Source organism: Escherichia sp. E3659 (assembly GCF_005781135.1).
Lineage (GTDB): Bacteria > Pseudomonadota > Gammaproteobacteria > Enterobacterales > Enterobacteriaceae > Escherichia.
In genome coordinates this window covers 1-24763 of record NZ_VATQ01000027.1, presented here as the reverse complement: position 1 = coordinate 24763, position 24763 = coordinate 1, and the positions used below count along the sequence as shown (strand labels likewise).

25 protein-coding genes and 1 pseudogene are annotated in these 24763 nt (G+C 47.2%); 15 read left to right on the top strand and 11 right to left on the bottom strand.

Annotation, left to right across the window (positions count from 1 at the left end):
• Positions 1–43: 43 nt before the first annotated feature.
• Entirely contained in the window at positions 44–127 is an 84-nt protein-coding gene (dinQ, locus tag FEK47_RS17825; RefSeq protein WP_001295215.1) for a damage-inducible type I toxin DinQ, read from the bottom strand.
• Between the two features lie 743 nt (positions 128–870).
• Between dinQ and arsR the strand changes: the two genes are divergently transcribed.
• The 5 genes from arsR (at position 871) to FEK47_RS17800 (ending at position 4697) form a co-directional block, all read left to right on the top strand.
• Entirely contained in the window at positions 871–1224 is a 354-nt protein-coding gene (arsR, locus tag FEK47_RS17820; RefSeq protein WP_135487093.1) for an As(III)-sensing metalloregulatory transcriptional repressor ArsR, read from the top strand.
• 54 nt (positions 1225–1278) lie between these two features.
• Positions 1279–2568: an arsenite/antimonite:H(+) antiporter ArsB gene (gene arsB, locus FEK47_RS17815; protein WP_135487092.1), complete on the top strand. Its 1290-nt coding sequence runs from the start codon at positions 1279–1281 to the stop codon at positions 2566–2568.
• 12 nt (positions 2569–2580) lie between these two features.
• Positions 2581–3006, top strand: a complete 426-nt coding sequence (gene arsC, locus FEK47_RS17810) for a glutaredoxin-dependent arsenate reductase (RefSeq protein WP_130221302.1) — start codon at positions 2581–2583, stop codon at positions 3004–3006.
• Positions 3007–3457: 451 nt separating this feature from the next.
• Positions 3458–4024 carry an outer membrane lipoprotein Slp gene (gene slp, locus FEK47_RS17805; protein WP_135487091.1) on the top strand — a complete coding sequence of 189 codons (567 nt, stop codon included), beginning with the start codon at positions 3458–3460 and terminating at the stop codon, positions 4022–4024.
• A gap of 142 nt (positions 4025–4166) precedes the next feature.
• Positions 4167–4697: a LuxR C-terminal-related transcriptional regulator gene (locus FEK47_RS17800; protein ID WP_130217826.1), complete on the top strand. Its 531-nt coding sequence runs from the start codon at positions 4167–4169 to the stop codon at positions 4695–4697.
• A gap of 61 nt (positions 4698–4758) precedes the next feature.
• On the opposite strand, the gene chuS is transcribed toward FEK47_RS17800, so the two are convergent.
• The 3 genes from chuS to FEK47_RS25135 form a co-directional block, all read right to left on the bottom strand.
• On the bottom strand, positions 4759–5787 hold the full coding sequence (chuS, locus tag FEK47_RS17795) for a hematinate-forming heme oxygenase ChuS (protein ID WP_135487090.1): 1029 nt from the start codon (positions 5785–5787) through the stop codon (positions 4759–4761).
• 48 nt (positions 5788–5835) lie between these two features.
• Positions 5836–7818, bottom strand: a complete 1983-nt coding sequence (gene chuA, locus FEK47_RS17790) for a TonB-dependent heme/hemoglobin receptor ChuA/ShuA (RefSeq protein ID WP_130221299.1) — start codon at positions 7816–7818, stop codon at positions 5836–5838.
• A gap of 417 nt (positions 7819–8235) precedes the next feature.
• Complete coding sequence (locus FEK47_RS25135) at positions 8236–8436, bottom strand: hypothetical protein (protein ID WP_167854656.1); 201 nt, start codon at positions 8434–8436, stop codon at positions 8236–8238.
• Between the two features lie 55 nt (positions 8437–8491).
• On the opposite strand from FEK47_RS25135, the gene shuT reads away from it, so the two are divergent.
• The 6 genes from shuT to FEK47_RS17755 are packed head-to-tail and all read left to right on the top strand — an operon-like array spanning position 8492 to position 13703.
• Positions 8492–9406 carry a heme ABC transporter substrate-binding protein ShuT gene (gene shuT, locus FEK47_RS17780; RefSeq protein ID WP_135487108.1) on the top strand — a complete coding sequence of 305 codons (915 nt, stop codon included), beginning with the start codon at positions 8492–8494 and terminating at the stop codon, positions 9404–9406.
• A 19-nt stretch (positions 9407–9425) separates the two neighbouring features.
• Positions 9426–10763 (top strand): heme anaerobic degradation radical SAM methyltransferase ChuW/HutW, encoded by a 1338-nt coding sequence (gene hutW / locus FEK47_RS17775; RefSeq protein WP_135487089.1) that lies wholly within the window; start codon positions 9426–9428, stop codon positions 10761–10763.
• A gap of 12 nt (positions 10764–10775) precedes the next feature.
• A complete protein-coding gene (hutX, locus tag FEK47_RS17770; RefSeq protein WP_021550030.1) occupies positions 10776–11270 on the top strand; it encodes a heme utilization cystosolic carrier protein HutX in 495 nt (164 codons plus the stop codon).
• Entirely contained in the window at positions 11270–11893 is a 624-nt protein-coding gene (gene chuY, locus FEK47_RS17765) for an anaerobilin reductase (protein ID WP_135487088.1), read from the top strand. Before hutX ends, chuY begins: the two co-directional genes overlap by 1 nt.
• A gap of 50 nt (positions 11894–11943) precedes the next feature.
• Entirely contained in the window at positions 11944–12936 is a 993-nt protein-coding gene (gene shuU / locus FEK47_RS17760; RefSeq protein ID WP_214251097.1) for an iron ABC transporter permease, read from the top strand.
• Positions 12933–13703 carry a heme ABC transporter ATP-binding protein gene (locus tag FEK47_RS17755; RefSeq protein WP_135487087.1) on the top strand — a complete coding sequence of 257 codons (771 nt, stop codon included), beginning with the start codon at positions 12933–12935 and terminating at the stop codon, positions 13701–13703. Before shuU ends, FEK47_RS17755 begins: the two co-directional genes overlap by 4 nt.
• A 50-nt stretch (positions 13704–13753) precedes the next feature.
• On the opposite strand, the gene FEK47_RS17750 is transcribed toward FEK47_RS17755, so the two are convergent.
• From FEK47_RS17750 to hdeA, 3 genes are all read right to left on the bottom strand, one after another.
• Positions 13754–14401 carry an MgtC/SapB family protein gene (locus FEK47_RS17750; protein ID WP_135487086.1) on the bottom strand — a complete coding sequence of 216 codons (648 nt, stop codon included), beginning with the start codon at positions 14399–14401 and terminating at the stop codon, positions 13754–13756.
• 63 nt (positions 14402–14464) lie between these two features.
• A complete protein-coding gene (hdeB, locus tag FEK47_RS17745) occupies positions 14465–14791 on the bottom strand; it encodes an acid-activated periplasmic chaperone HdeB (protein ID WP_130209187.1) in 327 nt (108 codons plus the stop codon).
• A gap of 116 nt (positions 14792–14907) precedes the next feature.
• Positions 14908–15240 (bottom strand): acid-activated periplasmic chaperone HdeA, encoded by a 333-nt coding sequence (gene hdeA / locus FEK47_RS17740; protein ID WP_130209189.1) that lies wholly within the window; start codon positions 15238–15240, stop codon positions 14908–14910.
• A gap of 254 nt (positions 15241–15494) precedes the next feature.
• On the opposite strand from hdeA, the gene hdeD reads away from it, so the two are divergent.
• Positions 15495–16064, top strand: coding sequence for an acid-resistance protein HdeD (gene hdeD, locus FEK47_RS17735; RefSeq protein ID WP_130221293.1), 570 nt, complete (start codon positions 15495–15497; stop codon positions 16062–16064).
• Between the two features lie 720 nt (positions 16065–16784).
• Positions 16785–17312 carry an acid resistance transcriptional activator GadE gene (gene gadE, locus FEK47_RS17730; protein WP_064527778.1) on the top strand — a complete coding sequence of 176 codons (528 nt, stop codon included), beginning with the start codon at positions 16785–16787 and terminating at the stop codon, positions 17310–17312.
• Positions 17313–17331: 19 nt separating this feature from the next.
• Here the strand turns inward: gadE and FEK47_RS25765 are convergent.
• Positions 17332–17616: pseudogene (locus tag FEK47_RS25765) on the bottom strand (hypothetical protein); the annotation flags it as partial.
• A gap of 59 nt (positions 17617–17675) precedes the next feature.
• Here FEK47_RS25765 and mdtE point away from each other — a divergent pair.
• Entirely contained in the window at positions 17676–18833 is a 1158-nt protein-coding gene (gene mdtE / locus FEK47_RS17720; RefSeq protein ID WP_138183305.1) for a multidrug transporter subunit MdtE, read from the top strand.
• 24 nt (positions 18834–18857) lie between these two features.
• Positions 18858–21971, top strand: a complete 3114-nt coding sequence (gene mdtF / locus FEK47_RS17715; RefSeq protein ID WP_130221290.1) for a multidrug efflux pump RND permease MdtF — start codon at positions 18858–18860, stop codon at positions 21969–21971.
• A 363-nt stretch (positions 21972–22334) separates the two neighbouring features.
• On the opposite strand, the gene gadW is transcribed toward mdtF, so the two are convergent.
• The 3 genes from gadW to FEK47_RS25510 form a co-directional block, all read right to left on the bottom strand.
• Positions 22335–23063, bottom strand: a complete 729-nt coding sequence (gene gadW / locus FEK47_RS17710) for an acid resistance transcriptional activator GadW (RefSeq protein WP_138183304.1) — start codon at positions 23061–23063, stop codon at positions 22335–22337.
• Positions 23064–23431: 368 nt separating this feature from the next.
• Positions 23432–24247 carry a DNA-binding transcriptional regulator GadX gene (gene gadX, locus FEK47_RS17705; protein WP_138183318.1) on the bottom strand — a complete coding sequence of 272 codons (816 nt, stop codon included), beginning with the start codon at positions 24245–24247 and terminating at the stop codon, positions 23432–23434.
• A gap of 395 nt (positions 24248–24642) precedes the next feature.
• On the bottom strand, positions 24643–24763 hold a 121-nt coding region (locus FEK47_RS25510; RefSeq protein ID WP_001392778.1), incomplete at its 5' end, for a hypothetical protein.

Here is a 24763-nt window from a genome sequence, read left to right as displayed (position 1 = left end):
GCTAAGAGTAGTGTGCTCTTAGCCCTTAATTACGTTTCCGCTATCAGTTCAGAAGCTGAAGCAGGAAGCGGATCAGTTCCAGCAGCGCAATTAACGCTCCAAGAACGATGATTGCTTTATCAATCACCCGTTTTCTCCATGCGATGGAGTGAGAATGCATCCGCTTACTCATCCACTGCCTGTCACGGCGCATGCCCTATTGTTAGATAATGGCATTCTCACTCCGGCCAGAGCATCAGTTAACGGCACCACCCGTACTTCTGACCAGGACTTTGAAAGCGTTTATGCGCATTGCCAGAGTGAAAATGCCTCAGAGCTAACTGGATAATCATACAGTACGCGCAGGTTATAAAACCAGCATGTCCTTGCAATAGTTTCAGTATGGTATTAGCATTGATGCGTTAGATGATGGCATTCTCACTCCAGCCAGAGCCACCAACTCTGGGCTGAAGAGTAAAAAAACCGACGCAAAGTCGGTTTTTTTACGTCCTGATTCGGACAAGGCTTAATACGGCGATAATCCGGTGAAAGTATATAAATCGCCTTTCACTGCGATATATACCGAAGTGCTCCCTCCGCCAGCTGAAGAAATCGCTAATTCTTGCAATGTTAGCCACTGGCTAATAGTATTGAACTGTTAGATAAGAGCTCTCTCACTTCAGCCAGAGCCACCAACTCAGGCTGAAGAGTAAAAAACCGACGCAAAGTCGGTTTTTTTACGTCCTGATTCAGACCGCCTTTCAAATGAATACCCAACTCAAAATTCACACCTATTACCTTCCTCTGCACTTACACATTCATTAATTCATATATGTTTTTGACTTATCCGCTTCGAAGAGAGACACTACCTGCAACAATCAGGAGCACAATATGTCATTTCTGTTACCCATCCAATTGTTCAAAATTCTTGCTGATGAAACCCGTCTGGGCATCGTTTTACTGCTTAGCGAACTGGGAGAGTTATGCGTCTGCGATCTCTGCACTGCCCTCGATCAGTCGCAGCCCAAGATATCCCGCCATCTGGCATTGCTGCGTGAAAGCGGGTTATTGCTGGATCGCAAGCAAGGTAAGTGGGTTCATTACCGCTTATCGCCGCATATTCCAGCATGGGCGGCGAAAATTATTGAGCAGGCCTGGCGGTGTGAACAGGAAAAGATTCAGGCGATTGTCCGCAACCTGGCTCGGCAAAACTGTTCCGCAGACAGTAAGAACATTTGCAGTTAAAAAATTTAGCTAAACACATATGGATTTGCACATGTGTTTTATCCGGGAGGCATTATGTTACTGGCAGGCGCTATCTTTGTCCTGACCATCGTATTGGTTATCTGGCAGCCGAAAGGTTTAGGCATCGGCTGGAGTGCAACGCTCGGCGCAGTACTGGCGTTAGCTACGGGCGTGGTCCATCCGGGTGATATTCCGGTGGTGTGGAATATCGTCTGGAACGCGACGGCTGCGTTTATTGCCGTCATTATCATCAGCCTGCTACTGGATGAGTCCGGCTTTTTTGAATGGGCGGCGCTGCACGTTTCACGCTGGGGCAATGGACGCGGTCGCTTGCTGTTTACCTGGATTGTCCTGCTCGGTGCCGCCGTTGCGGCCCTGTTTGCCAATGATGGCGCGGCGCTTATTTTGACGCCGATTGTCATCGCCATGCTGCTGGCTTTAGGATTCAGTAAAGGCACGACGCTTGCGTTCGTGATGGCGGCCGGATTCATTGCCGATACCGCCAGCCTGCCGCTTATTGTCTCCAACCTGGTGAATATCGTTTCCGCTGATTTCTTTGGCCTCGGCTTTCGCGAATACGCCTCGGTGATGGTACCGGTGGATATCGCCGCGATACTGGCTACCCTGGTGATGCTGCATCTCTATTTCCGCAAAGATATTCCGCAGAACTACGATATGGCGCTGCTGAAATCTCCCGCAGAAGCGATCAAAGATCCTGCTACGTTCAAAACTGGCTGGGTTGTTTTACTGCTTCTGCTGGTGGGATTTTTCGTCCTGGAACCGCTCGGCATTCCGGTAAGCGCCATTGCGGCTGTGGGCGCGCTGATATTATTTGTCGTCGCTAAACGCGGTCATGCGATTAATACGGGCAAAGTCCTGCGCGGTGCGCCCTGGCAGATTGTCATCTTCTCGCTCGGCATGTATCTGGTGGTTTATGGCCTGCGCAATGCCGGATTAACGGAATATCTTTCTGGCGTACTCAACGTGCTGGCGGATAACGGCCTGTGGGCCGCGACGCTCGGCACCGGATTCCTCACCGCCTTCCTCTCTTCTATTATGAACAATATGCCAACGGTACTGGTTGGCGCGTTGTCCATTGATGGCAGCACGGCATCTGGTGTTATCAAAGAAGCGATGGTTTATGCCAACGTGATTGGCTGCGATTTGGGGCCGAAAATTACCCCGATTGGTAGCCTGGCAACGCTGCTCTGGCTGCACGTACTTTCGCAGAAGAATATGACTATCAGCTGGGGATATTACTTCCGTACAGGGATTATCATGACCCTGCCTGTGCTGTTTGTGACGCTCGCCGCGCTGGCGCTACGTCTCTCTTTCACTTTGTAATGAGATACTGATATGAGCAACATTACCATTTATCACAACCCGGCCTGCGGTACGTCGCGTAATACGCTTGAGATGATCCGCAACAGCGGTACAGAACCGACCATTATCTATTATCTGGAAACACCGCCGACGCGCGATGAACTGGTCAAACTCATTGCCGATATGGGGATTTCCGTACGCGCGCTGCTGCGTAAAAACGTTGAACCGTATGAGGAATTGGGCCTTGCAGAAGATAAATTTACTGACGATCGGTTAATCGACTTTATGCTGCAATATCCCATCCTGATTAATCGCCCGATTGTGGTTACACCGCTGGGAACTCGTCTGTGCCGCCCTTCAGAAGTGGTGCTGGAAATTCTGCCAGATGCGCAACAAGGCGCGTTCACCAAGGAAGATGGCGAGAAAGTGGTTGATGAGGCGGGTAAACGATTAAAATAAACAAAGGGGGCGGCTGCGCCCTCTCATTATTGACAAAAAATACATAATTTCGATCGTGCAATTTCAGTAAATTATTGATATCCATGCAGGACGGATAAACAATGTTTTTTATAAACAGATAAAATGAGTTATATAATAAGCGTTTTAAATTGAAGAACCCCAAAGTTAAAATTACGAATGGCTTGCATATCTAACATTTATAAACCATTATCATCACATCAATAACAATTTTTACGCCATGTACCATTAGAAATAAGAGCCTCCCTAAAATATCCCATATTATAAGGAGACACATAATAACATCACACATCAATGCTTTCCGGAACTCATCTGCAAGGATATAAATATCAGACAGGTTTACGTTACTATCAGGCATATCACCTGAAAATCAGATGAAAACTATAAAGAAATATCTATTATGGTTTTAACATTTGTTGATAAGGATAGTAACATGAACAAGACAAAAGGTGCACTCATCTTCAGCCTTTCATTTTTTCTTGCCGCATGTAGTTCGATTCCGCAAAATATCAAAGGCAATAACCAACCTGATATTCAAAAAAGTTTTGTTGCTGTTCATAACCAACCGAATTTGTATGTTGGCCAACAGGCACGCTTCGGCGGGAAGGTTATCAACGTTATCAACGGTAAAACAGATACGTTGCTAGAAATCGCCGTATTGCCGTTGGATAGCTATGCGAAACCTGACATTGAGGCCAACTATCAAGGGCGACTGCTCGCCAGACAAAGCGGCTTCCTTGACCCAGTGAACTACCGTAACCACTTTGTCACCGTTCTCGGCACCATTCAGGGCGAACAACCTGGATTTATCAATAAAGTCCCATATAACTTCGTTGACGTAAATGTGCAGGGGATTCAGGTATGGCATTTGAGAGAAGTGGTCAATACCACCTACAACTTGTGGGATTACGGCTACGGCGCATTCTGGCCTGAACCCGGCTGGGGCGCACCGTACTACACCAATGCAGTTAGCCAGGTAACGCCAGAACTGGTGAAATAATTTGGTTTAAAGATGCAGATATTTTTCAAATATCTGCATCTTCAATAAAATCATTTCTATATAACTATAATTACAAGCCCTGACCTTTTTATTACCTTTGGCGACCTGATTATAAAGTTAATGTTCGCAACGGGAGTCGGTTATGTTTCTTATAATTACCAAAGACACCATGTTTTTCACCGCGATGAAAAATATTATAAGTAAAGGTAATGTCGTTCATATACAGAACGAAAAAGAGATTGACTTAACGTTGCATCAGAATGCCTTAGTGATTATTGATACATTAATGAATAATGTATTCCACTCATCAATGCTCAACAAAATTGAACGCCTGCGACCTGTTCATGTCATTGTTTTCTCGCCGTTTAATATTAAACGCTGTCTGGGGAAAGTTCCGGTAACCTTTGTCCAGAGAAATATTACAATTATTGACTTCGTCGCGCTGCTCAATGGCAGTTATTGCTCTGTACCAGAAGCGGACGTGTCACTCTCGCGCAAACAGCATCAGGTTCTGAGCTGCATTGCGAATCAAATGACGACAGAAGATATTCTGGGGAAACTAAAAATATCGCTGAAAACATTCTACTGCCATAAACACAATATTATGATGATCCTCAATCTTAAACGGATCAACGAACTGGTACGTCATCAACATATTGATTATCTGGTCTGAAATCTCCAGCTGATATTTATAAAGAGGCCCAGCGACAGCCAGACCTCCTGACAATGACTCGTTATGCAGCAACGCCTTCCTGCGTCAGCGCCGCAATCTGTTTACGCCATTGCGCCTGCTCCTGTTCCCCTTCAGTACGCTGACCATAAAGTTGCGCAATCTGTGTACCATCATGAGCAAACAGTTCCAGGCTGGTTACGTAGCCATCGCTGGTCGGTTTACGGGTAACCCAGGCTTCAGCAATGCTCTCTTCTAATAGATGAAGAGTAAACGTCGGGTTGAAAATATTCAGCCAACCTTTCATTGGCACTACTTTTTCGACCACACCCGTGAAAATCTGTACGCAGCCACGGTTGCCAACAAAAACCATGATTTCATTGCCATCCTGCTGTGCAGATTCCAGAATCTGCGCCAGCGCACTACCAGATACTTTGCAGGCCAAATCGTCTGCCACCAGATTGAACGCCTGCTGACGAGTCAGGTTGTGGCGCTTGAGCAACGTAAAAAACTGATGGACATCCGTCATCGCACGCCACTCTTGTTCTACAACACTGGCATCGACGTCGGTTTGTGCGGCAGGCGCATCAATCGTTGTTAACTCAAGCGGCGTATTTTCCTCGACGATAAAGCGTGCCAGAAGCTCATTCCATGCCGCCATATCGGTATTGTCGGTAGCATAAACTTTCAGTAATGCATCGCCCTGATGATCAAAGAACTGAATACTCTGACGTTCACCGCGAGCCGTGTTTTCTTTTATATGGAAAACACTGTCCCACTGATTGAGAAACAGTCGCAAATCCAGCGCGCGCGGGTTGAGTATTAATCCGGCATGACCGTTCAAATGCTGGTTTGTGAACGAGCCGACTTGCTCATGGACTGCATATTCATTACGACAAATACATTTGGTTTCACCAACGCTTTCCAGCGCCGCCAGAATTTCACGAATATCGCCGCGCATCCGCCACGCGTCGTGCGTGACGCGCGCAAATGCCAGTTCTGCTTCGCTGATATTCATTAAACCTGCGATGTCACGCGCGTACTTTCCGGGATTTTGTTCTTTTAACTCAAGCCAGCGTGTGTAGTGGTTCATTGTCTCTCTTCCTTCCAGATAAATGCCCCGAAATATCGGGGCTGATGATTACCATTGATAACTCACGAAAATTTTGCCGTTACGTCCATCCTGTGGAATGCCCTGCGGCGACCAGTACTCTTTATCGAAGGCGTTGCCCAACACTAAAGTAGTGGTCATGCCTTTGAGCGCCTGCTGCCCTTGATAACTGACGTAGAAATCATTCACGCCGTAGCCAGGTTGTTTGCTGTAACTGCTGCTGATATGTGTTGAGCGATCGGCAAACGTACCGACCCAACCAACAGAGAAGCCACTGTGAGCGATCGGAATATTCAGGGTGCTGGTAACGGTATCCGGGTTAATGCTGGAGATATATTCCCCGGTATCGGTGTCTTTGCCGCGGGTACGGTTATAGGCCACATCAAGACTAAACAGGTCAGTGGTATATTTCGTCATCACATCCCAGCCCCAGATTTTGGCGTTCGGGACGTTATAAGACATGGTTGTCGCCGCCGCGAAATCGACGGTTGTGGAGATGTAATCCTTCGCTTTGGTATCAAAGTAGCTGGCTTTAAATTCCAGGGCATCATTGGACAACATCAGGTCATCAAAACGCAGCCCAAAGCCGTATTCCTGAGTTTCGTTGGTTTCCGGACGTAAGTTCGGGTTTGGCACCCAATAGTTGGTATAGAAGCGACCAATCGAGAAGTGCTTAGAATCGTTATACATTTCGCCCATCGTCGGCGCGCGGAATGCCTGGGCATATGAACCAAATAACATCAGCCAGTTGGTCGGATTGATAGTCATCCCTGCACGAGACGACCATTTGTCGGCATCAACATCTTTGTAACCGTCGCTGCTACCGCGATAACTGTCATAGCGGGTTCCGCCAAGCAGGGTAATCGGCAGATCGCGTAAGGTGATTTCATCCTGTAGCCAGCCGGAACTGAAATCAATTTTTGCTTGCGGGAAGCCCGTCGTCGCGCCGCCCGGATGCTGTTCCTGACGATAATACTCACCGCCATACGTCAGCAGGTGAGAGGCAAAACTCTCGGCAAACAGAGTGGAACGGTTCTCCAGTTTGGCACCTTTTGTTGTTTGTTCGCGGTACTCACCGGAACTTCCCGTGTTTTGCGCATTAATACGAACTTCCGACCAGTAAACTTTTGCATCAGCATTTAACCAGTCGTTGCCCACTGGAGAGAGCTTATAAGAAAGCTGTGCATCACGTTGAATCGTTGAACGATCAACCATCGGATTACTGCTGTCAGACGCTTCAACGGTCTGCGGATTTTTTGGTTCGCGCGCGTCGTTATTGTAATAACGCACTAATCCGCTCAGAGCCTGGGCAGAATCAATTTGCCAGGTTCCTTTCGCCAGCATGTTATTAATAGCCTCATCATTCGGCGCGGTTTCGCCATTGCTCTGGCGTAAATCACCACGATCGCGACTGGACCAGGCCACAATACCATCCAGATTTTCCGTTCGCCCAAACGCGCTCGCGCCTAATCCCAGGCTATGGTCCCCCGTGCCACCGGTGCCAAAAACGCGAAAACCGCTGCTTTGTCCTTCCTGTAACAAATCTTTTGCATCGACCGTATCGTAGGAGATAACCCCACCCAGCGCGCCACTGCCATACAGTAATGCCGAAGGTCCACGGACAATCTCGACACGTTTGATCAGCGCCGGATCGAGGAAAGTCCCATTCAGGTGTCCGGTATCCGTTCCCTGACGAACGCCATCGACAAGCACCAGCACGCCGCGATGGTCATAACCACGCATATTTACATCCTGACCGTTGGTTCGTCCGGTACCATCAAGGGTAATTCCAGGAACATGACGCAGCAGATCGGTGGCTGAAGTCGCCGTTTGATTTTCAGGAGCGGAAGTGTCGAGGACGCTGACCATCATTGGTGCTTCGAAGGAACTACGGGCATTCCCCGTTGCCGTAACGGTCATGGTTTCAGTAGCAAAAGCAAACGTTGGCAAGGTGGCAGAAACAGCCAAAGCCAACAAACTCAAGCGCAACGAGGTAAATTGCGGACGTGACATAGCGATTCTCCATGAGGAAAATAAAAAATGCTGGCTACCTGGATTAATACCGGGATGGCTGGCGAAAAATAAATTTATTTACAATTCAAAGCGATAATATTCGCCGGGTGAGTTAACGGGCGTTTATATTCCGTGAAATTGCCTGGTATCCCGGACAATTCGCCCTCTTTGTCAGGCAAAGCGATATGCCGCATCTGGAGTGAAGAGCGCTGTGCGCTATCCCTTGCAAAAGCTATGATTTTGTTATCCATATAGTCATATTTTGTTAAAGCCAGACGTGATAATGAGAATTATTATCGATCAATTTTTTATGATCAAGCTTTTTTTTAACCGCCATTAACACAATAAACAGGGGGGTTATGAAAGCTATCCTGTATCCAGAAAACCATTTTTTTCTTGTGGCAGTCCCCCACGACCTCATAACGAAACGTTGTCGTTAACCGCGATAATTTTCTCTCCTCTTTGCTCTGCAAGCCGCGATATCTCGGAGATCTCAGCTTTTTCCCGCCCTGAAATTTTGTCGGTAACAAGAACGTTAGCTGACGAAGCATCTTGATAAAAATCAAAAATAAATACGCTTGTAACGCCTTGCGTATTGAATCGACGGTTGTGTTTCATATATAATTCAAATGATAATCATGATCATTCTCAATTCGATAAGAGTTCTCATATGATGCCAAGGATCACCAACAGGCCGTATCTTTTTTCCCCACTAACGTTATGTATTTCAGCCGTGGCCTCTGCCGCGAAGACTGCGGTAAAACGAAAAAAATTGTTTACGGCAGTACTGGCTCTTAGCTGGGCTTTTAGCGCAACGGCTGCCGAACGCATTGTGGTCGCAGGAGGATCACTGACGGAACTAATCTACGCGATGGGTGCTGGCGAGCGCGTAGTGGGTGTCGATGAAACGACATCTTATCCACCAGAAACCGCCAAACTGCCGCATATTGGCTACTGGAAACAACTCAGCAGCGAAGGCATTTTGTCACTTCGCCCGGATAGCGTAATTACCTGGCAGGATGCAGGACCGCAAATTGTGCTCGACCAACTGCGGGCGCAAAAGGTCAACGTCGTCACTCTGCCGCGTGTACCAGCCACCCTTGAGCAGATGTACGCCAACATTCGCCAACTGGCAAAAACGCTACAGGTTCCTGAACAAGGCGAGGTGCTGGTGACACAAATCAGTCAACGCCTGGAGCGAGTACAGCAAAGCGTGGCGGCAAAAAAAGCCCCGGTTAAAGCGATGTTTATTCTCTCTGCTGGCGGCAGCGCGCCACAGGTCGCCGGTAAAGGCAGCGTCGCAGACGCCATTCTGTCGCTTGCCGGAGCAGAAAACGTCGCTACCCACCAGCAGTACAAAAGCTACAGCGCGGAATCGCTGATTGCGGCTAACCCTGAAGTGATTGTCGTAACCTCACAAATGGTCGATGGCGATATTAATCGGCTACGTTCTATTGCCGGAATTACCCACACCGCCGCCTGGAAGAACCAGCGCATTATCACCGTTGATCAAAACCTGATTCTGGGAATGGGCCCGCGTATTGCTGATGTCGTTGAGTCTTTACACCAGCAACTTTGGCCGCAATAAACGGATTTAAATCAGACGTATGAACATGAAAAACACCCTGGATCTCACGCCTCATTTTGCTTTAGACGGTGACCAGCCATTTAAAGACAGGCGTGCCATGATGCCGTTTCGTGGAGCCATTCCGGTCGCCAAAGAACAACTGGCACAGACCTGGCAAGAGATGATCAGTCAAACAACCTCACCTCGTAAGCGACTGGTTTATCTTCATATTCCTTTTTGCGCGACACACTGCACGTTTTGTGGTTTTTATCAGAATCGTTTTAATGAAGATGCGTGTGCTCATTATACCGATGCCCTGATTCGAGAAATCGAACAGGAGGCAGACAGCGTATTGCATCAGTCCGCGCCCATCCATGCGGTCTATTTCGGTGGCGGTACGCCTTCCGCACTCTCCGCGCGCGATTTGGCAAGAATCATCACCACACTACGAGAGAAATTACCACTGGCACCCGATTGTGAAATCACCATTGAAGGCCGGGTACTGAATTTTGACGCTGACCGAATCGACGCTTGCCTTGATGCGGGAGCAAACCGCTTCTCAATTGGTATTCAGTCGTTTAACAGCAAAATCCGCAAGAAAATGGCCCGCACCTCGGATGGTCCAACCGCCATTGCGTTTATGGAAAGCCTGGTCAAACGCGACCGTGCTGCGGTGGTCTGTGACCTGCTGTTTGGCCTGCCAGGTCAGGATGCGCAAACCTGGGGAGAAGATCTGGCTATTGCCCGCGATATCGGTCTTGACGGCGTCGACCTCTATGCGCTCAACGTCCTGCCCAACACGCCACTGGGCAAAGCCGTGGAAAACGGGCGCACTACCGTGCCCTCTCCGGCGGAACGTCGCGATCTTTACCTGCAAGGGTGTGATTTTATGGACGATGCCGGTTGGCGCTGCATCAGTAACAGCCACTGGGGCCGTACCACACGCGAACGCAATCTCTATAACCTGCTGATAAAACAAGGTGCCGATTGTCTGGCCTTTGGTTCCGGCGCCGGCGGTTCGATTAATGGTTACTCCTGGATGAATGAACGCGATCTGCAGACCTGGCATGAATCCGTCGCGGCAGGCAAAAAACCGCTGATGATGATCATGCGTAACGCTGAACGTAACGCGCAGTGGCGTCATACCTTGCAATCGGGCATTGAAACAGCGCGTGTACCGCTGGACGAACTTACGCCACATGCCGAAAAACTCGCACCATTACTGGCCCAGTGGCACCAAAAAGGCTTAAGCCGCGATGCTTCAACGTGCCTGCGGTTGACCAATGAAGGTCGTTTCTGGGCAAGCAACATTTTGCAGTCTCTTAATGAACTGATTCAGGTACTTAATGCGCCAGCGATTGCGCTTGAAAAACCATAACAGGAGTGATTTATGAGCCATGTCTCGTTACAGGAATTTTTGAAAACGGAGCCAGACGGTACGCTGGAGGCGATCGCCGAACAATACAACACCACGCTGCTGGAGGTAGTGAAAAATCTGCCCTCTCCGACTGTTGTGTCAGGCGATAAATTCGATACTGTCTGGGATACCGTCTGCGAATGGGGCAACGTCACCACGCTGGTGCATACTGCCGATGTGATCCTCGAATTTAGCGGCGAACTGCCTTCGGGTTTCCACCGCCACGGCTATTTCAATCTGCGTGGAAAGCACGGCATGTCCGGGCATATCAAAGCAGAAAACTGCACGCATATTGCCTTAATCGAACGTAAATTTATGGGCATGGACACCGCATCCATTCTCTTTTTCAACAAAGAAGGCAGCGCCATGCTGAAAATCTTCCTCGGCAGGGATGACCATCGTCAGCTCCTGAGTGAACAGGTCAACGCCTTCCATGCTCTGGCAGCATCGTTAAAGGAACACGCCTGATGACACCGTGGCTACTCTTTGGCGCGGGCGGAAAAGGTGTGGGCGCCAGAACGCTTGAACTGGCGCTGGCGGAACAACGTCCGGTCGTCGCTGTCGTTCGCCGTGCAGACGCTGCGGCTCAACTGGCGCAACAAGGTGTGCAGGTTTTTACTGGCGACGCTTGTGACGCCAGCGTAGTCGCAGCCGCCTGCCGCGCGGCTGGTCCGCAAGCACTTATCATCTCAACAATGGGCGGCGCACAGGATTATCTGGCCCACAGAACGGTGATTGATGAGGCCGAAAAGGCAGGCATCCGTCGCATGATTCTGGTGACTTCTTTGGGATGCGGCGATAGTTGGCCGTTCTTATCGGATCGGGCAAAAGCCGCGTTTGGTCAGGCGGTGCGCGAAAAGACACTGGCAGAAAGCTGGCTGCAAACCAGCCAGCTAGACTACGCCATTCTCCGCCCTGGCGGTCTGCTTGACGGCGCAGCAACAGGCAAAGCACAACGGGTACAAAATCAGGAGTGTCATGGTTTTGTCCGCCGTGCCGATGTCGCCGCACACATTCATGAACTGGCAAACGCGCCAGCACTCAACAAGCAGATCTACAGTCTGATTGAACCTGACCTGAAACCGGCGTAATCCCATGCGGCGCAGACTCTCCGCGCCGCAACGTCATAACGGAGTTTTGCGTGCTCAAGGATTCATTTTCATCCGCCAGTGTCTTTATGGGGCTATCACTATTATTGCTTGCCCTGGTGCTGTTCGGTGCCAGTCAGGGCGCGTTAAAAATCAGCTTTAGCGCCCTTCTTGATGAGGAATACCGCGACATCTGGCTAAATATTCGCCTGCCACGCGTTTTACTGGCCGTGCTGGTAGGTGCCGCGTTGGCAACCGCCGGGGTGATTATGCAGGGGCTTTTCCGCAACCCCATGGCTGACCCTGGATTGCTCGGCGTCAGTAGCGGTTCGGCATTAATGGTCGGCGTTGCTATTGTACTGCCCTTTTCCTTCCCCGTGGTGCTGGTGCTTTATGAACAAATGGTGTTTGCCATCGCCGGAAGTTTAGTGGTCTGCACCATCATTTTTCTCATTACACAGCGCCATCGCGATGGCAGCATGATGCAATTGTTACTCGCCGGTATCGCCATCAATGCCCTGTGCGGCGCAGCGATCGGCATACTGAGCTATATCGGCGATGAGCAACAGCTACGACAACTCACGTTGTGGATGATGGGCAATCTCGGTCAGGCGCAATGGCCAACGTTATTGGTTGCCAGTTCCTTCATTCTGCCCGCCATTATGGCAACAACGTGTCTCGCCGGAACGCTGAATTTGCTGCAACTTGGTGATGAAGAAGCCCATTACCTCGGCGTGAACGTAAAGCGTAAACGCCAACAATTACTGTTGATTAGCTCACTGCTCGTTGGCGCTGCCGTATCGGTAAGCGGCATTATCGGCTTTATTGGCCTGGTGATCCCGCATCTGATTCGCATGACAACCGGAGCAAATCATCGCTGGCTAATTCCTTGCTCTGCCCTTGCCGGAGCCTGCTTATTACTGATGGCAGACACGCTTGCCCGCACACTGGTACAGCCCGCAGAAATGCCTGTAGGATTACTAACCAGCCTGCTTGGCGGTCCGTATTTCATGTGGTTGATTCTGCGCAACCGGAGGATCGCATGATTAGCGCCCGGAACCTGGTTTATAGCCTTCATGGGCGACGCCTGACTGACAATGTCTCGCTGACTTTACCCGGCGGGGAAATTGTTGCCATTCTCGGTCCTAATGGTGCGGGAAAATCCACGTTGCTTCGCCAACTCACCGGCTACCTTCAACCTGATAGCGGTGAATGCCGGTTATTTAATAAGCCATTAAATGAATGGTCAATTACCGAACTGGCGAAACACCGTGCCGTGATGCGTCAGAATAGCCATATGGCGTTTCCATTCAGCGTACAAGAAGTGATCCAGATGGGGCGCCATCCACATCGTACCGGTAATCAGGGGGATGAAACGGCACAGATAATGGCGCTATGCGACTGTCAGGCGTTAGCAAACCGCGACTATCGGCAATTATCCGGCGGTGAACAACAGCGTGTGCAATTAGCGCGCCTGCTGGTACAACTTTGGGAAGCAATACCCTCGCCGAAATGGTTATTTCTTGATGAACCAACGTCGGCGCTGGATATTCATCATCAGCAGCATCTGTTTCGTTTATTACGTCAGTTAGTTCGCGAACGGCAATTCAACGTCTGCTGTGTATTGCACGATCTTAATCTTGCCGCCCGTTATGCCGACCGTGTTGTATTGATGCAAAAAGGAAAGGTTATCGCCAATGGTAAACCGCAGGACGTGTTGACACAGCAGGCGCTGACTATGCTCTACGGCGCGGATATTACTGTATTAAACGCCCCTGCCAATCATTCTCCGCTGATTGTCCTCGATAGTTAAATACGACGGGAGTACCGGGTGTACTCCCGTCGATATCATTAATATTCACATTAGCTGATTGAAACACCTTTAACACCCGTCATGTCTTTTAGCGACTTTAATAAGTCTTCAATCGACGTCGCCGCATGAAGCTGAATATCAATAGCAACCACGTCATGATCTTCATTTTCCTGCAACGAAACTAAATCAGTCTTTATTTTTTGTTGTTTAAACCAGTCGAGCATCGACAGCGTATTCCCGTTCACCAACGTCAGCTGTAAATGGTAATTCTTGTTCATCAGCCGGAAAGTTAATTGATGGAAAACTTCCAGTACCAACAAGGTCATTACAGAACCGTAAATCCCCAGCTCATACATGCCGCTACCAATCACCATACCGATTGCTGCTGTTACCCAGATATCCGCAGCGGTGGTGAGGCCGACAATATTTTGATTACGAACGAGGATATTACCCGCGCCTATAAAACCGACGCCAGTGACAACCTGAGCGGCAATACGGCTGGGATCAAGCCCGACGTGATCAAGTGCCAGCACATCAGCGAAACCATATTTCGACACAATCATAAACAGGGCGCTACCCATACCGATTAAGACATGTGTACGAAGCCCTGCCCCTTTGCCGCGCATTTGCCTTTCCATGCCAATAGCACCACAGGCAATAGCAGCCAGGATTAGACGAATAATAAATTCTGCAGTCATATAAAAATGCAAAAAGGAGCAGCAAGATGGCTCAACTTGCTACTCCTTTTTGCTTTATTCCTGTTAATTCGGCAGGACATTTGCCAATTTATCTTTGAAGGTATACAAATTTTTCTGCGGATTTTTCTTACAATATTCAATCACTTTAGGAATCTGAGTCAGATCGGTTTCATTTAAGGTTACAGTATCACCACCTTTGTAAACCGTTTCCTCATGCAGCATCCACCATGCAACCGGTGTCATCGCTTTTGGATTCAGGTCAATAAATTCCTGACAAGTCATATCTTTAGCAGATTCATTAGCAGCCAGTGCAGATTGTGCATTAACCAGTGAAAGTGCCGCTACAGCGCCAACGAAAATCATGGCTTTACGTAGAGATGAAATATTCATTTTACAACCCATTCAACAAATAAAGTATATATGAACAGGAGGATTATCTGCTTTTAACGCGAGGTATTCCTGCCTGTTCAATATTCAAGGAAATACGATGCAACGCATTCCATGAATTACATATCTTTCTTAATCTTGTCCCATTCGCCTTTAACTTTATCTTTAAAGCTGGCTTGTTTATCCTGAGTACAAGCCTGAACGATAGCTGGGGTTACGGTTGCAATGCCCTGAACATCCATAACCGCATCTTCTGGTTTATCTTTGTTATTCAGTGCTTCAGCAAAACCGACTGCAGTCGGCTGGAAGGATTCGTCCACAGCCAGGAAATCTTCACAGGTCCAGGAGTTGACAGGTTTTTTATTGTCAGCTGCTTTTTGTGCATCCGCGGCATTGCTCACAACTGGCAGAAGAAGCAGGCCACCAAGAATTACACCTAATACTTTTTTCATCGTAATATCCTCAACTATAAAGTGAAAGAGCCGTCACGAATCAATTTCGACACTGAGGTTATAACCTGGTTTTTTGGGTATGTCATGTTGAGATAAAATATCAAAATCAGATATTTTTATTTAAATACAACAGGTTACATAGGTGTCAGACACATTAATTAGGAAATTTTTATTAAATCACATGCATTCCTGGATGCATTTTTGGCATAGATTGATAGCAGGGGTTTTTCTTCTTAAATTTATAGGGTGGTTCTATGTTATATATAGATAAGGCAACAATTTTGAAATTTGATCTGGATATGCTTAAGAAGCATCGGAGAGCAATCCAGTTTATTGCTGTGCTACTGTTTATTGTCGGTTTGCTGTGTATAAGCTTCCCGTTTGTCTCTGGCGATATCCTTAGCACGGTCGTTGGCGCATTATTAATCTGCTCAGGCATTGCGCTTATTGTCGGTTTATTCAGCAACCGGAGTCATAATTTCTGGCCTGTATTATCCGGCTTCCTTGTCGCTGTCGCCTATTTGTTGATCGGCTATTTCTTCATCCGCGCACCAGAACTGGGAATTTTTGCTATTGCGGCGTTTATTGCTGGCTTGTTTTGTGTCGCTGGGGTTATTCGCTTGATGAGCTGGTATCGCCAGCGTTCAATGAAAGGCAGCTGGCTACAACTAGTCATTGGTATCCTGGATATCATCATCGCATGGATATTCCTGGGTGCAACGCCAATGGTTTCTGTAACACTAGTTTCTACACTGGTGGGGATAGAACTAATATTCAGCGCTGCCAGCTTGTTTAGCTTCGCTAGTTTATTCGTTAAAAAATAATCAATATCAGACCGTCGACACAGTATTTCCCACACCGCCTCATAATCACTCATAGTGACTATGAGGCATGTAACACTCTCACTTCATATAGCCACCAGGGCAAAACATAAACCATCGTTGAAATAATTACCGTGCGACTCATTAAACAACTCGCTGAAACCTTTATGGTTTTATAAATTTCACAGCAAATTAGCCATTTCAAACATTATCATGGCTGATATTTTCTGTAGTCAGGTTTAATGTTTAAAAGTGCTGTGGGAAAATGAAATCAAGATTTGGCAAGCATTGGCTCAATAAGAAGGTAATTAATTCGGTTGATGTTAATTTTCCTGATAAATTAAAAAGAAAGCTGGCAATCCAATTGCCAGCTTAAGTAGAAACAAGGAGACTCGATATTTAAATCGGATTACTTTTTTATTTTAGTTTTATCATTAAGAAATCACAAACTTTAAATTGATAACTTATTCTTGGTGAAAATATGAGGTTGTTAATTTCCTGTTAGCACTAACAAATTTATAACACCCAGGAATGTTACCTAGGATCAATATATGGAGTGCGTGATGGATAAATCTCAAGTTTTGATTAGTGTTAATAGACGTATTAGTTCACGAAGGGCAACGTTCTTATAGGCGTTTACTATATTGAACAACGAATTCGGACATGGATGTAAATAATGAAAAGGATGACATGTTCGAAACAATAACGGCTAAGGAGCAAGTTATGATTTTTCTCATGACGAAGGATTCTTTTCTTTTACAGGGCTTTTTGCAGTTGAAAGATAATCACGAAATGATAAAAATCAATTCCCTGTCAGAGATAAAAAGCATAGGTAACAAACCATTCAAGGTGATCATTGATACCTATCATAATCATATCCTTGATGAAGAAGCGATTAAGTTTCTTGAGAAGTTAGATGCTGAAAGAATCATTGTTCTGGCACCTTACCACATCAGTAAACTTAAAAGTCAGTCGCCTATCTTTTTTATCAGCCGTAAAGAAAGCATTAAAAACCTGATTGATATTACTTATGGAAAACACTTGCCTCATAAGAATTCTCAATTATGTTTCTCGCATAATCAATTCAAAATTATGCAATTAATCCTTAAGAACAAAAATGAAAGTAATATCACGTCAACACTGAAAATTTCACAGCAGACATTAAAGATCCAGAAATTCAATATTATGTACAAGCTGAAACTTAGACGTATGAGCGACATCGTGACTCTGGGGATCTCTTCTTATTTTTAAGAAGGAGTTGATGTGGCCCAGCGATAAGTGCCTGAAATTGACGGCTGGCATGACGAGGGATGCAAATGCTGACTCCATTACTCCCGGTGATAACCAAAGGAGAAGCAAAAACGAACTTATTCCCCTGGTTTATGTATCCACCAGTAGAAACATTCGTTGCCCGGACGCAGGCAGAGACTGCCAGCAGAACGGCAACATTTTTTTTGCCATCTAAATCACCACATTGGTCACTCGGCCTGCATGCGCCATCACAGGCATACATCCCCATGGCCTGCACTATGCCGCTGGTCTGTAAATCCCTCATGCCTCTCCCCGCACACATTCAAAAAATCCGTAATTTTTCACGAATTTTCAGGGAATAAAATGAACAGAAAAAGAACACTGTTAATACCGTTGTTATTCTGCGGCGTAATACTCACCGCATGCGACGACAAATCAGCGCAAAATGCTGGCGCCATGACGCCAGAAGTGGGCGTGGTGACGCTCTCCCCCGGCTCAATCAATGTCATGAGCGAATTGCCCGGCAGAACTGTTCCTTATGAAGTTGCTGAGATTCGCCCGCAGGTGGGTGGCATCATCATTAAACGCAATTTTATCGAAGGCGATAAAGTTAACCAGGGCGATTCGTTGTATCAGATTGACCCTGCGCCCTTGCAGGCAGAGCTGAACTCAGCCAAAGGTTCGCTGGCGAAAGCCCTCTCTACCGCCAGCAATGCCCGCATTACCTTTAACCGCCAGGCATCGTTGTTGAAAACCAACTACGTCAGCCGTCAGGATTACGACACCGCGCGCACCCAGCTGAATGAGGCGGAAGCCAATGTCACCGTTGCTAAAGCGGCTGTTGAGCAGGCAACCATCAATCTGCAATACGCGAATGTCACCTCGCCCATTACGGGCGTCAGCGGGAAATCATCAGTGACCGTCGGCGCACTCGTTACCGCTAACCAGGCGGATTCACTGGTTACCGTACAGCGTCTGGACCCGATTTATGTCGATCTCACGCAGTCAGTGCAGGATTTTTTGCGCATGAAAGAAGAGGTCGCCAGTGGGCAAATCAAACAGGTTCAGGGCAGTACACCAGTACAGCTCAATCTGGAAAATGGTAAACGTTACAGCCAGACCGGTACGCTGAAATTCTCTGACCCGACGGTGGATGAAACCACCGGCTCCGTCACGTTGCGCGCGATTTTCCCCAATCCAAACGGTGACTTACTGCCAGGCATGTACGTCACAGCATTAGTGGATGAAGGTAGTCGCCAGAATGTGTTACTGGTGCCTCAGGAAGGCGTTACCCATAACGCCCAGGGCAAAGCAACGGCGCTCATTCTTGATAAAGATGATGTCGTGCAGTTACGCGAAATTGAGGCCACTAAAGCCATCGGCGACCAGTGGGTCGTCACTTCTGGCTTGCAAGCTGGCGATCGGGTGATCGTTTCCGGTTTGCAACGCATTCGCCCAGGTATCAAAGCACGCGCAATTTCCTCCAGCCAGGAAAACGCCAGCACCGAATCGAAACAATAACGTTGCAGGCTTAAGGGGACTTTCATGGCTAACTATTTTATTGATCGCCCGGTTTTTGCCTGGGTACTTGCCATTATTTTGATGCTCGCAGGCGGCCTGGCGATCATGAACTTACCGGTGGCGCAATATCCGCAGATTGCACCACCGACCATCACCGTTAGCGCCACCTATCCGGGTGCTGATGCGCAAACGGTAGAGGATTCAGTCACTCAGGTGATTGAGCAAAATATGAATGGACTTGATGGCCTGATGTATATGTCATCAACCAGTGATGCGGCGGGTAATGCGTCCATCACACTGACCTTTGAGACAGGAACGTCGCCCGATATTGCGCAGGTTCAGGTGCAGAATAAACTGCAACTTGCCATGCCATCACTCCCCGAAGCAGTACAGCAACAAGGGATTAGCGTCAATAAGTCGAGCAGCAATATCCTGATGGTGGCAGCGTTTATCTCTGAAAACGGCAGCCTCAACCAGTACGACATTGCAGACTATGTGGCTTCTAATATTAAAGATCCATTAAGTCGTACCGCAGGTGTCGGTAGCGTGCAGCTCTTTGGTTCAGAGTACGCCATGCGTATCTGGCTGGACCCGCAAAAACTCAATAAATACAACCTTGTTCCTGCCGATGTTATTTCCCAAATTAAGGTACAGAACAACCAGATTTCCGGCGGTCAACTGGGCGGAATGCCACAGGCGGCAGACCAACAACTGAACGCCTCGATCATTGTGCAGACACGTCTGCAAACACCGGAAGAATTTGGCAAAATCCTGCTGAAAGTTCAGCAAGATGGTTCACAAGTGCTGCTGCGCGACGTTGCCCGCGTCGAGCTGGGAGCGGAAGATTATTCCACCGTAGCACGCTTTAACGGCAAACCTGCCGCCGGGATCGCTATCAAACTGGCTACCGGAGCAAACGCGCTCGATACTTCGCGGGCGGTAAAAGCAGAGCTCAACCGCTTATCAGCGTATTTCCCCGCCAGCCTGAAGACAGTTTATCCTTACGACACGACACCATTTATTAAAATTTCAATCCAGGAAGTTTTCAAAACGCTGGTTGAGGCCATCATCCTCGTCTTCCTGGTCATGTATCTGTTTTTACAAAACATTCGTGCTACGATCATCCCGACTATTGCCGTTCCGGTCGTTATTCTCGGCACATTTGCGATTTTGTCGGCGGTCGGTTTTACCATCAACACCCTCACCATGTTTGGGATGGTGCTGGCGATAGGGTTGCTGGTTGATGATGCTATCGTGGTGGTAGAAAACGTCGAGCGCGTGATAGCAGAAGATAAGCTGCCGCCGAAGGAAGCGACGCATAAATCAATGGGGCAAATCCAACGTGCGCTGGTCGGGATTGCCGTTGTGCTTTCCGCGGTGTTTATGCCAATGGCCTTTATGAGCGGCGCGACCGGGGAAATTTATCGTCAGTTCTCTATTACGCTGATCTCCTCCATGTTGCTTTCGGTGTTTGTGGCGATGAGTCTAACGCCTGCCCTTTGCGCCACCATTTTGAAAGCCGTTCCAGAAGGCGGTCACAAACAGAATGCGTTATTTGTGCGATTTAACCATCTGTTTGAAAAATCAACTCAACACTATACCGACAGTACCCGCTCACTGCTGCGCTGCACGGGTCGCTATATGGTGGTTTACCTGCTGATTTGTGCCGGGATGGCAGTGCTGTTTCTGCGTACACCGACCTCCTTCTTGCCGGAAGAGGATCAGGGGGTATTTATGACCACTGCACAGCTACCATCAGGTTCCACGATGGTTAACACCACTAAAGTGCTGCAGCAGGTGACCGATTACTATCTGACAAAAGAGAAAAATAATGTTCAGTCGGTGTTTACCGTTGGCGGCTTTGGTTTCAGCGGCCAGGGGCAAAACAACGGTCTGGCGTTTATCAGCCTGAAGCCGTGGTCTGAACGCGTCGGCGAAGAAAATTCGGTGACCGCGATTATTCAGCGGGCGATGGTGGCTCTTAGCCGCATCAATAAAGCAGTTATTTTCCCGTTCAACTTACCGGCGGTAGCAGAACTGGGGACAGCGTCAGGTTTTGATATGGAACTGCTGGACAACGGTAACCTGGGACATGAAAAGCTGACCCAGGCGAGAAACGAGTTACTGTCTCTGGCAGCACAATCCCCTGACCAGGTCACCGGGGTACGCCCGAACGGCCTGGAAGATACACCGATGTTCAAAGTCAACGTCAACGCCGCGAAAGCTGAGGCGATGGGCGTGGAGTTGTCCGATATCAACCAGACCATTTCCACCGCTTTCGGTAGTAGCTACGTGAACGACTTCCTTAACCAGGGACGAGTGAAAAAAGTGTATGTCCAGGCGGGAACACCTTTCCGCATGCTGCCAGACAATATAAACCAATGGTATGTGCGCAACGCCTCCGGCACGATGGCGCCGCTTTCTGCTTATTCTTCAACAGAATGGACCTACGGCTCACCACGTCTGGAACGCTACAACGGTATTCCAGCAATGGAGATTTTAGGTGAAGCGGCGGCAGGAAAAAGTACTGGTGACGCAATGAAATTTATGGCGGATCTGGTCGCAAAACTTCCGACTGGCGTTGGCTATTCATGGACCGGACTGTCATATCAGGAAGCGTTATCTTCCAACCAGGCACCGGCACTATATGCCATCTCGCTGGTCGTGGTGTTCCTTGCCCTCGCCGCACTTTATGAAAGCTGGTCAATTCCATTCTCGGTAATGCTGGTCGTACCGCTTGGGGTAATTGGCGCGTTACTGGCTACAGACCTGCGCGGCTTAAGCAATGACGTCTACTTCCAGGTTGGTCTGCTGACCACCATTGGGCTTTCCGCCAAGAACGCCATCCTGATTGTCGAGTTTGCGGTTGAGATGATGCAAAAAGAAGGGAAGACACCGATGGAAGCGATTATCGAAGCGGCACGGATGCGCTTACGCCCAATCCTGATGACCTCTCTGGCCTTTATTCTCGGCGTGCTGCCGCTGGTTATCAGTCATGGCGCAGGCTCCGGTGCGCAAAACGCAGTAGGTACAGGCGTTATGGGGGGGATGTTTGCAGCAACGGTGCTGGCGATTTACTTCGTTCCGGTCTTTTTCGTTGTGGTGGAACATCTCTTTGCCCGCTTTAAAAAAGCGTAACGCGTAAACGAGAGTAAGGTTGAGCGTGAGGATTCAGCCTTACTCTTTCCCGCTAACCACTCGCCACTCAACAGCCAGCTTACCGCCAGGAACATCAGACTCAGTAAACAGCATTGAAAGTAGAACCCGCTCCAACCATTGGTTATCAATTTAAACAACACGACACTGACCAGAATTCCCGTAATTGTATGAATTGCAAACTTAATAATCCTGAACATGCCGCGTCTTTTCCTCCTGAAAATACGTTTACTGTTTTGCAAACTGCGAAAGTAAACTTGCCGGTGACCCGGCAGAGTTAATGAGGAAAGATTTTCACATGAAGTGTGAGGGAGATCCTGACCGACTTTCGAATGAGAAATCCCGTCAGTTAAAGGTCCCAGTTGACTGTTGCGCAAACTGGTGCGGTGTTACGCCATAGTACTGGCGGAAAGTATTAATAAAGTACGACGTACTGCTATAGCCACATTTTTCTGCGACCATCGGCAGCGGGATTTGTCGTAACTCGAGTAATCGTCTGGCCATCGACATTCGCGAGGCCAACAATATTTTACTGAAGCAGGTATTTTCATCCTGCAATTTTTTCTTGATTAGGCTTTCACTGGTATACATTTTTTCGGCGATATCACGCAGATACCAACGTTTGGCTATATCAAAGCTAATAATGCGTTCAACTTTACCTGAAACAGTACTAATGCTATTAAAAAGGAAAGGAATAAGTTCTTTATTTCGTGAAAACATCGAAAGGCAGGAAAAGTAAAGCATATTACTTAATGTCCTGGACGCAATATCTTCTTGAGCAAAACTATCAAATATCGCAGTGACCAGCGGCATTGGTGGTGTTGGGTTAACTAGCAACCGTTTTTTACCATGCAGCCCTAAACACCGACCCGAAAGACGGATATTGTGCAAGTAATGGCTAATGATCCTTTCATCGATATCTAGTCTGCGGACATAGGATTCATCAAAAGGAAAATTCTCCACCATATTTTTGTCCATCAAAAGAATACTCTCTTTTTGCAAATAGAGTTTTTGCTGCTCATGATAAATATCAAATGAACGGCGGGTGAGGATCACTGAGCAAACGTGTGTCATGACAAGCCCTTATATTCCATTACTACAACCATTACAATTTCAGTATACAAATGAAATGATGTATGACTCCTGTAAAAAGCCAAAACTGCCAAAATTGGTAGGACCAAAAAGTAATCACATACATAAGCGCATATATCAGTTAAGCCATAAAAAGTAAATGCATGCGTGATATATCTTAAATTTGTGTATAGCTTATGTTTATAAAAAATTGGCTGATCTTATCTCCAGCAAAAGTTATATTTAACCCACTGAGAGCACAAAGTTTCCCGTGCCAACATGGAGTGTTATAACGGCTTATTAGTCTGGAGACGGCAGACTATCCTCTTCCCGGTCCCCTATGCCGGGTTTTTTTTATCTTCAAAAAGCAATTATAACCTTACTATCCTTTCATGGTGACAACACTTTTCTGCTACACAAATATCCATCATCAGATGGTTATCACCCCCTCTTTCAGCTATTCGTTCATGATACTCTGTCGGTGTCATACCATAATAATTGCGAAAAACATAAATAAAATACGACACACTGTTATAGCCACACGACACGGCTACTCGCTTTATAGAAAAGCCATGAATTACAATGAGTTGTAACGCTCGTCGCATTCTACATTCGGTAAGCAGTTGCGAATAAGACGTCTCTTCTTCACGTAATTTTTTCTTTAACAAACTAGGACTCATCAATAACTCGCTGGCTATTTTCGCCAATGACCATTCATGAGCGATATTACGGTTAATAACCGTACAAACCCGCGTTCGCATATTGGGCTGTAGGATATTCATGAGTAGCGCTATAAACTGTTCATCTTCAAGAAAAACCGACAATATCGCGAATATTAATGCCCTGTTACGTAAAACCTCACCATAGCGGAGATTTTTACTCTGTGAAAGCTGTACAACTTCCTGAAAAACAGGGATATCTCGGGTACAGTGATGCACAATTAACGAAGGAACTTTTTTACAGGCATGAAGATTTAATGCCTCATCCTTGAGCATCGGGAGAAATAATGAGAGTGTTTCCCTCGTGACAAAGACGACGTTCTCTGCACATTTATCAACTAAAATCTGGTTTGCATCCGCAAAAACCAAATCACCACCGTTAAAACAGCGATATTCACCATTCTGCATGGTGAGAATATATTTATGCTTTGCGTACGCAATTAAACAAGTTCCATGTAGTGATTGCATCATTAATACACTATAACAGAAACATATTATTGTATTTAATGTAGCACGCAAACACCCTAAGTCAAATCGCGACTTAAATAAAGCTTAAACAAAAAAAAGAGTAGCATCCTAAGTGGTTAGAAGCATTGTTCCGGGTCACTTATTTTTCAATCTGTTAGAGAAAAAAATAAGCAATAATAAGGAATATGAATAATAACTGATGCATTCTATTGTAATTTGCACAAGATTTAATTTACATTGCAAATTATTCAATTATATGAATTTCCCAAAAAACAAAAAAATGATCAGAATTAGCATCCTGATCATTACGCCACTGCTCTTATTTATAGGATATATTTCTTTACCGTGAATGAATTACACCCGCATGCTCCTGGCATGCAGGTGACATTCGGTTATCAGGTATGTTTAAAGCTGTTCTGCTGGGCAATGCCCTGCAGTTTCGGGTGATCGCTGAGGTATTTCAGGGAGGCTTTGTAGTCTTCCAGTAACAGTTCAGCGAAGTCCATTTCGAAGCCA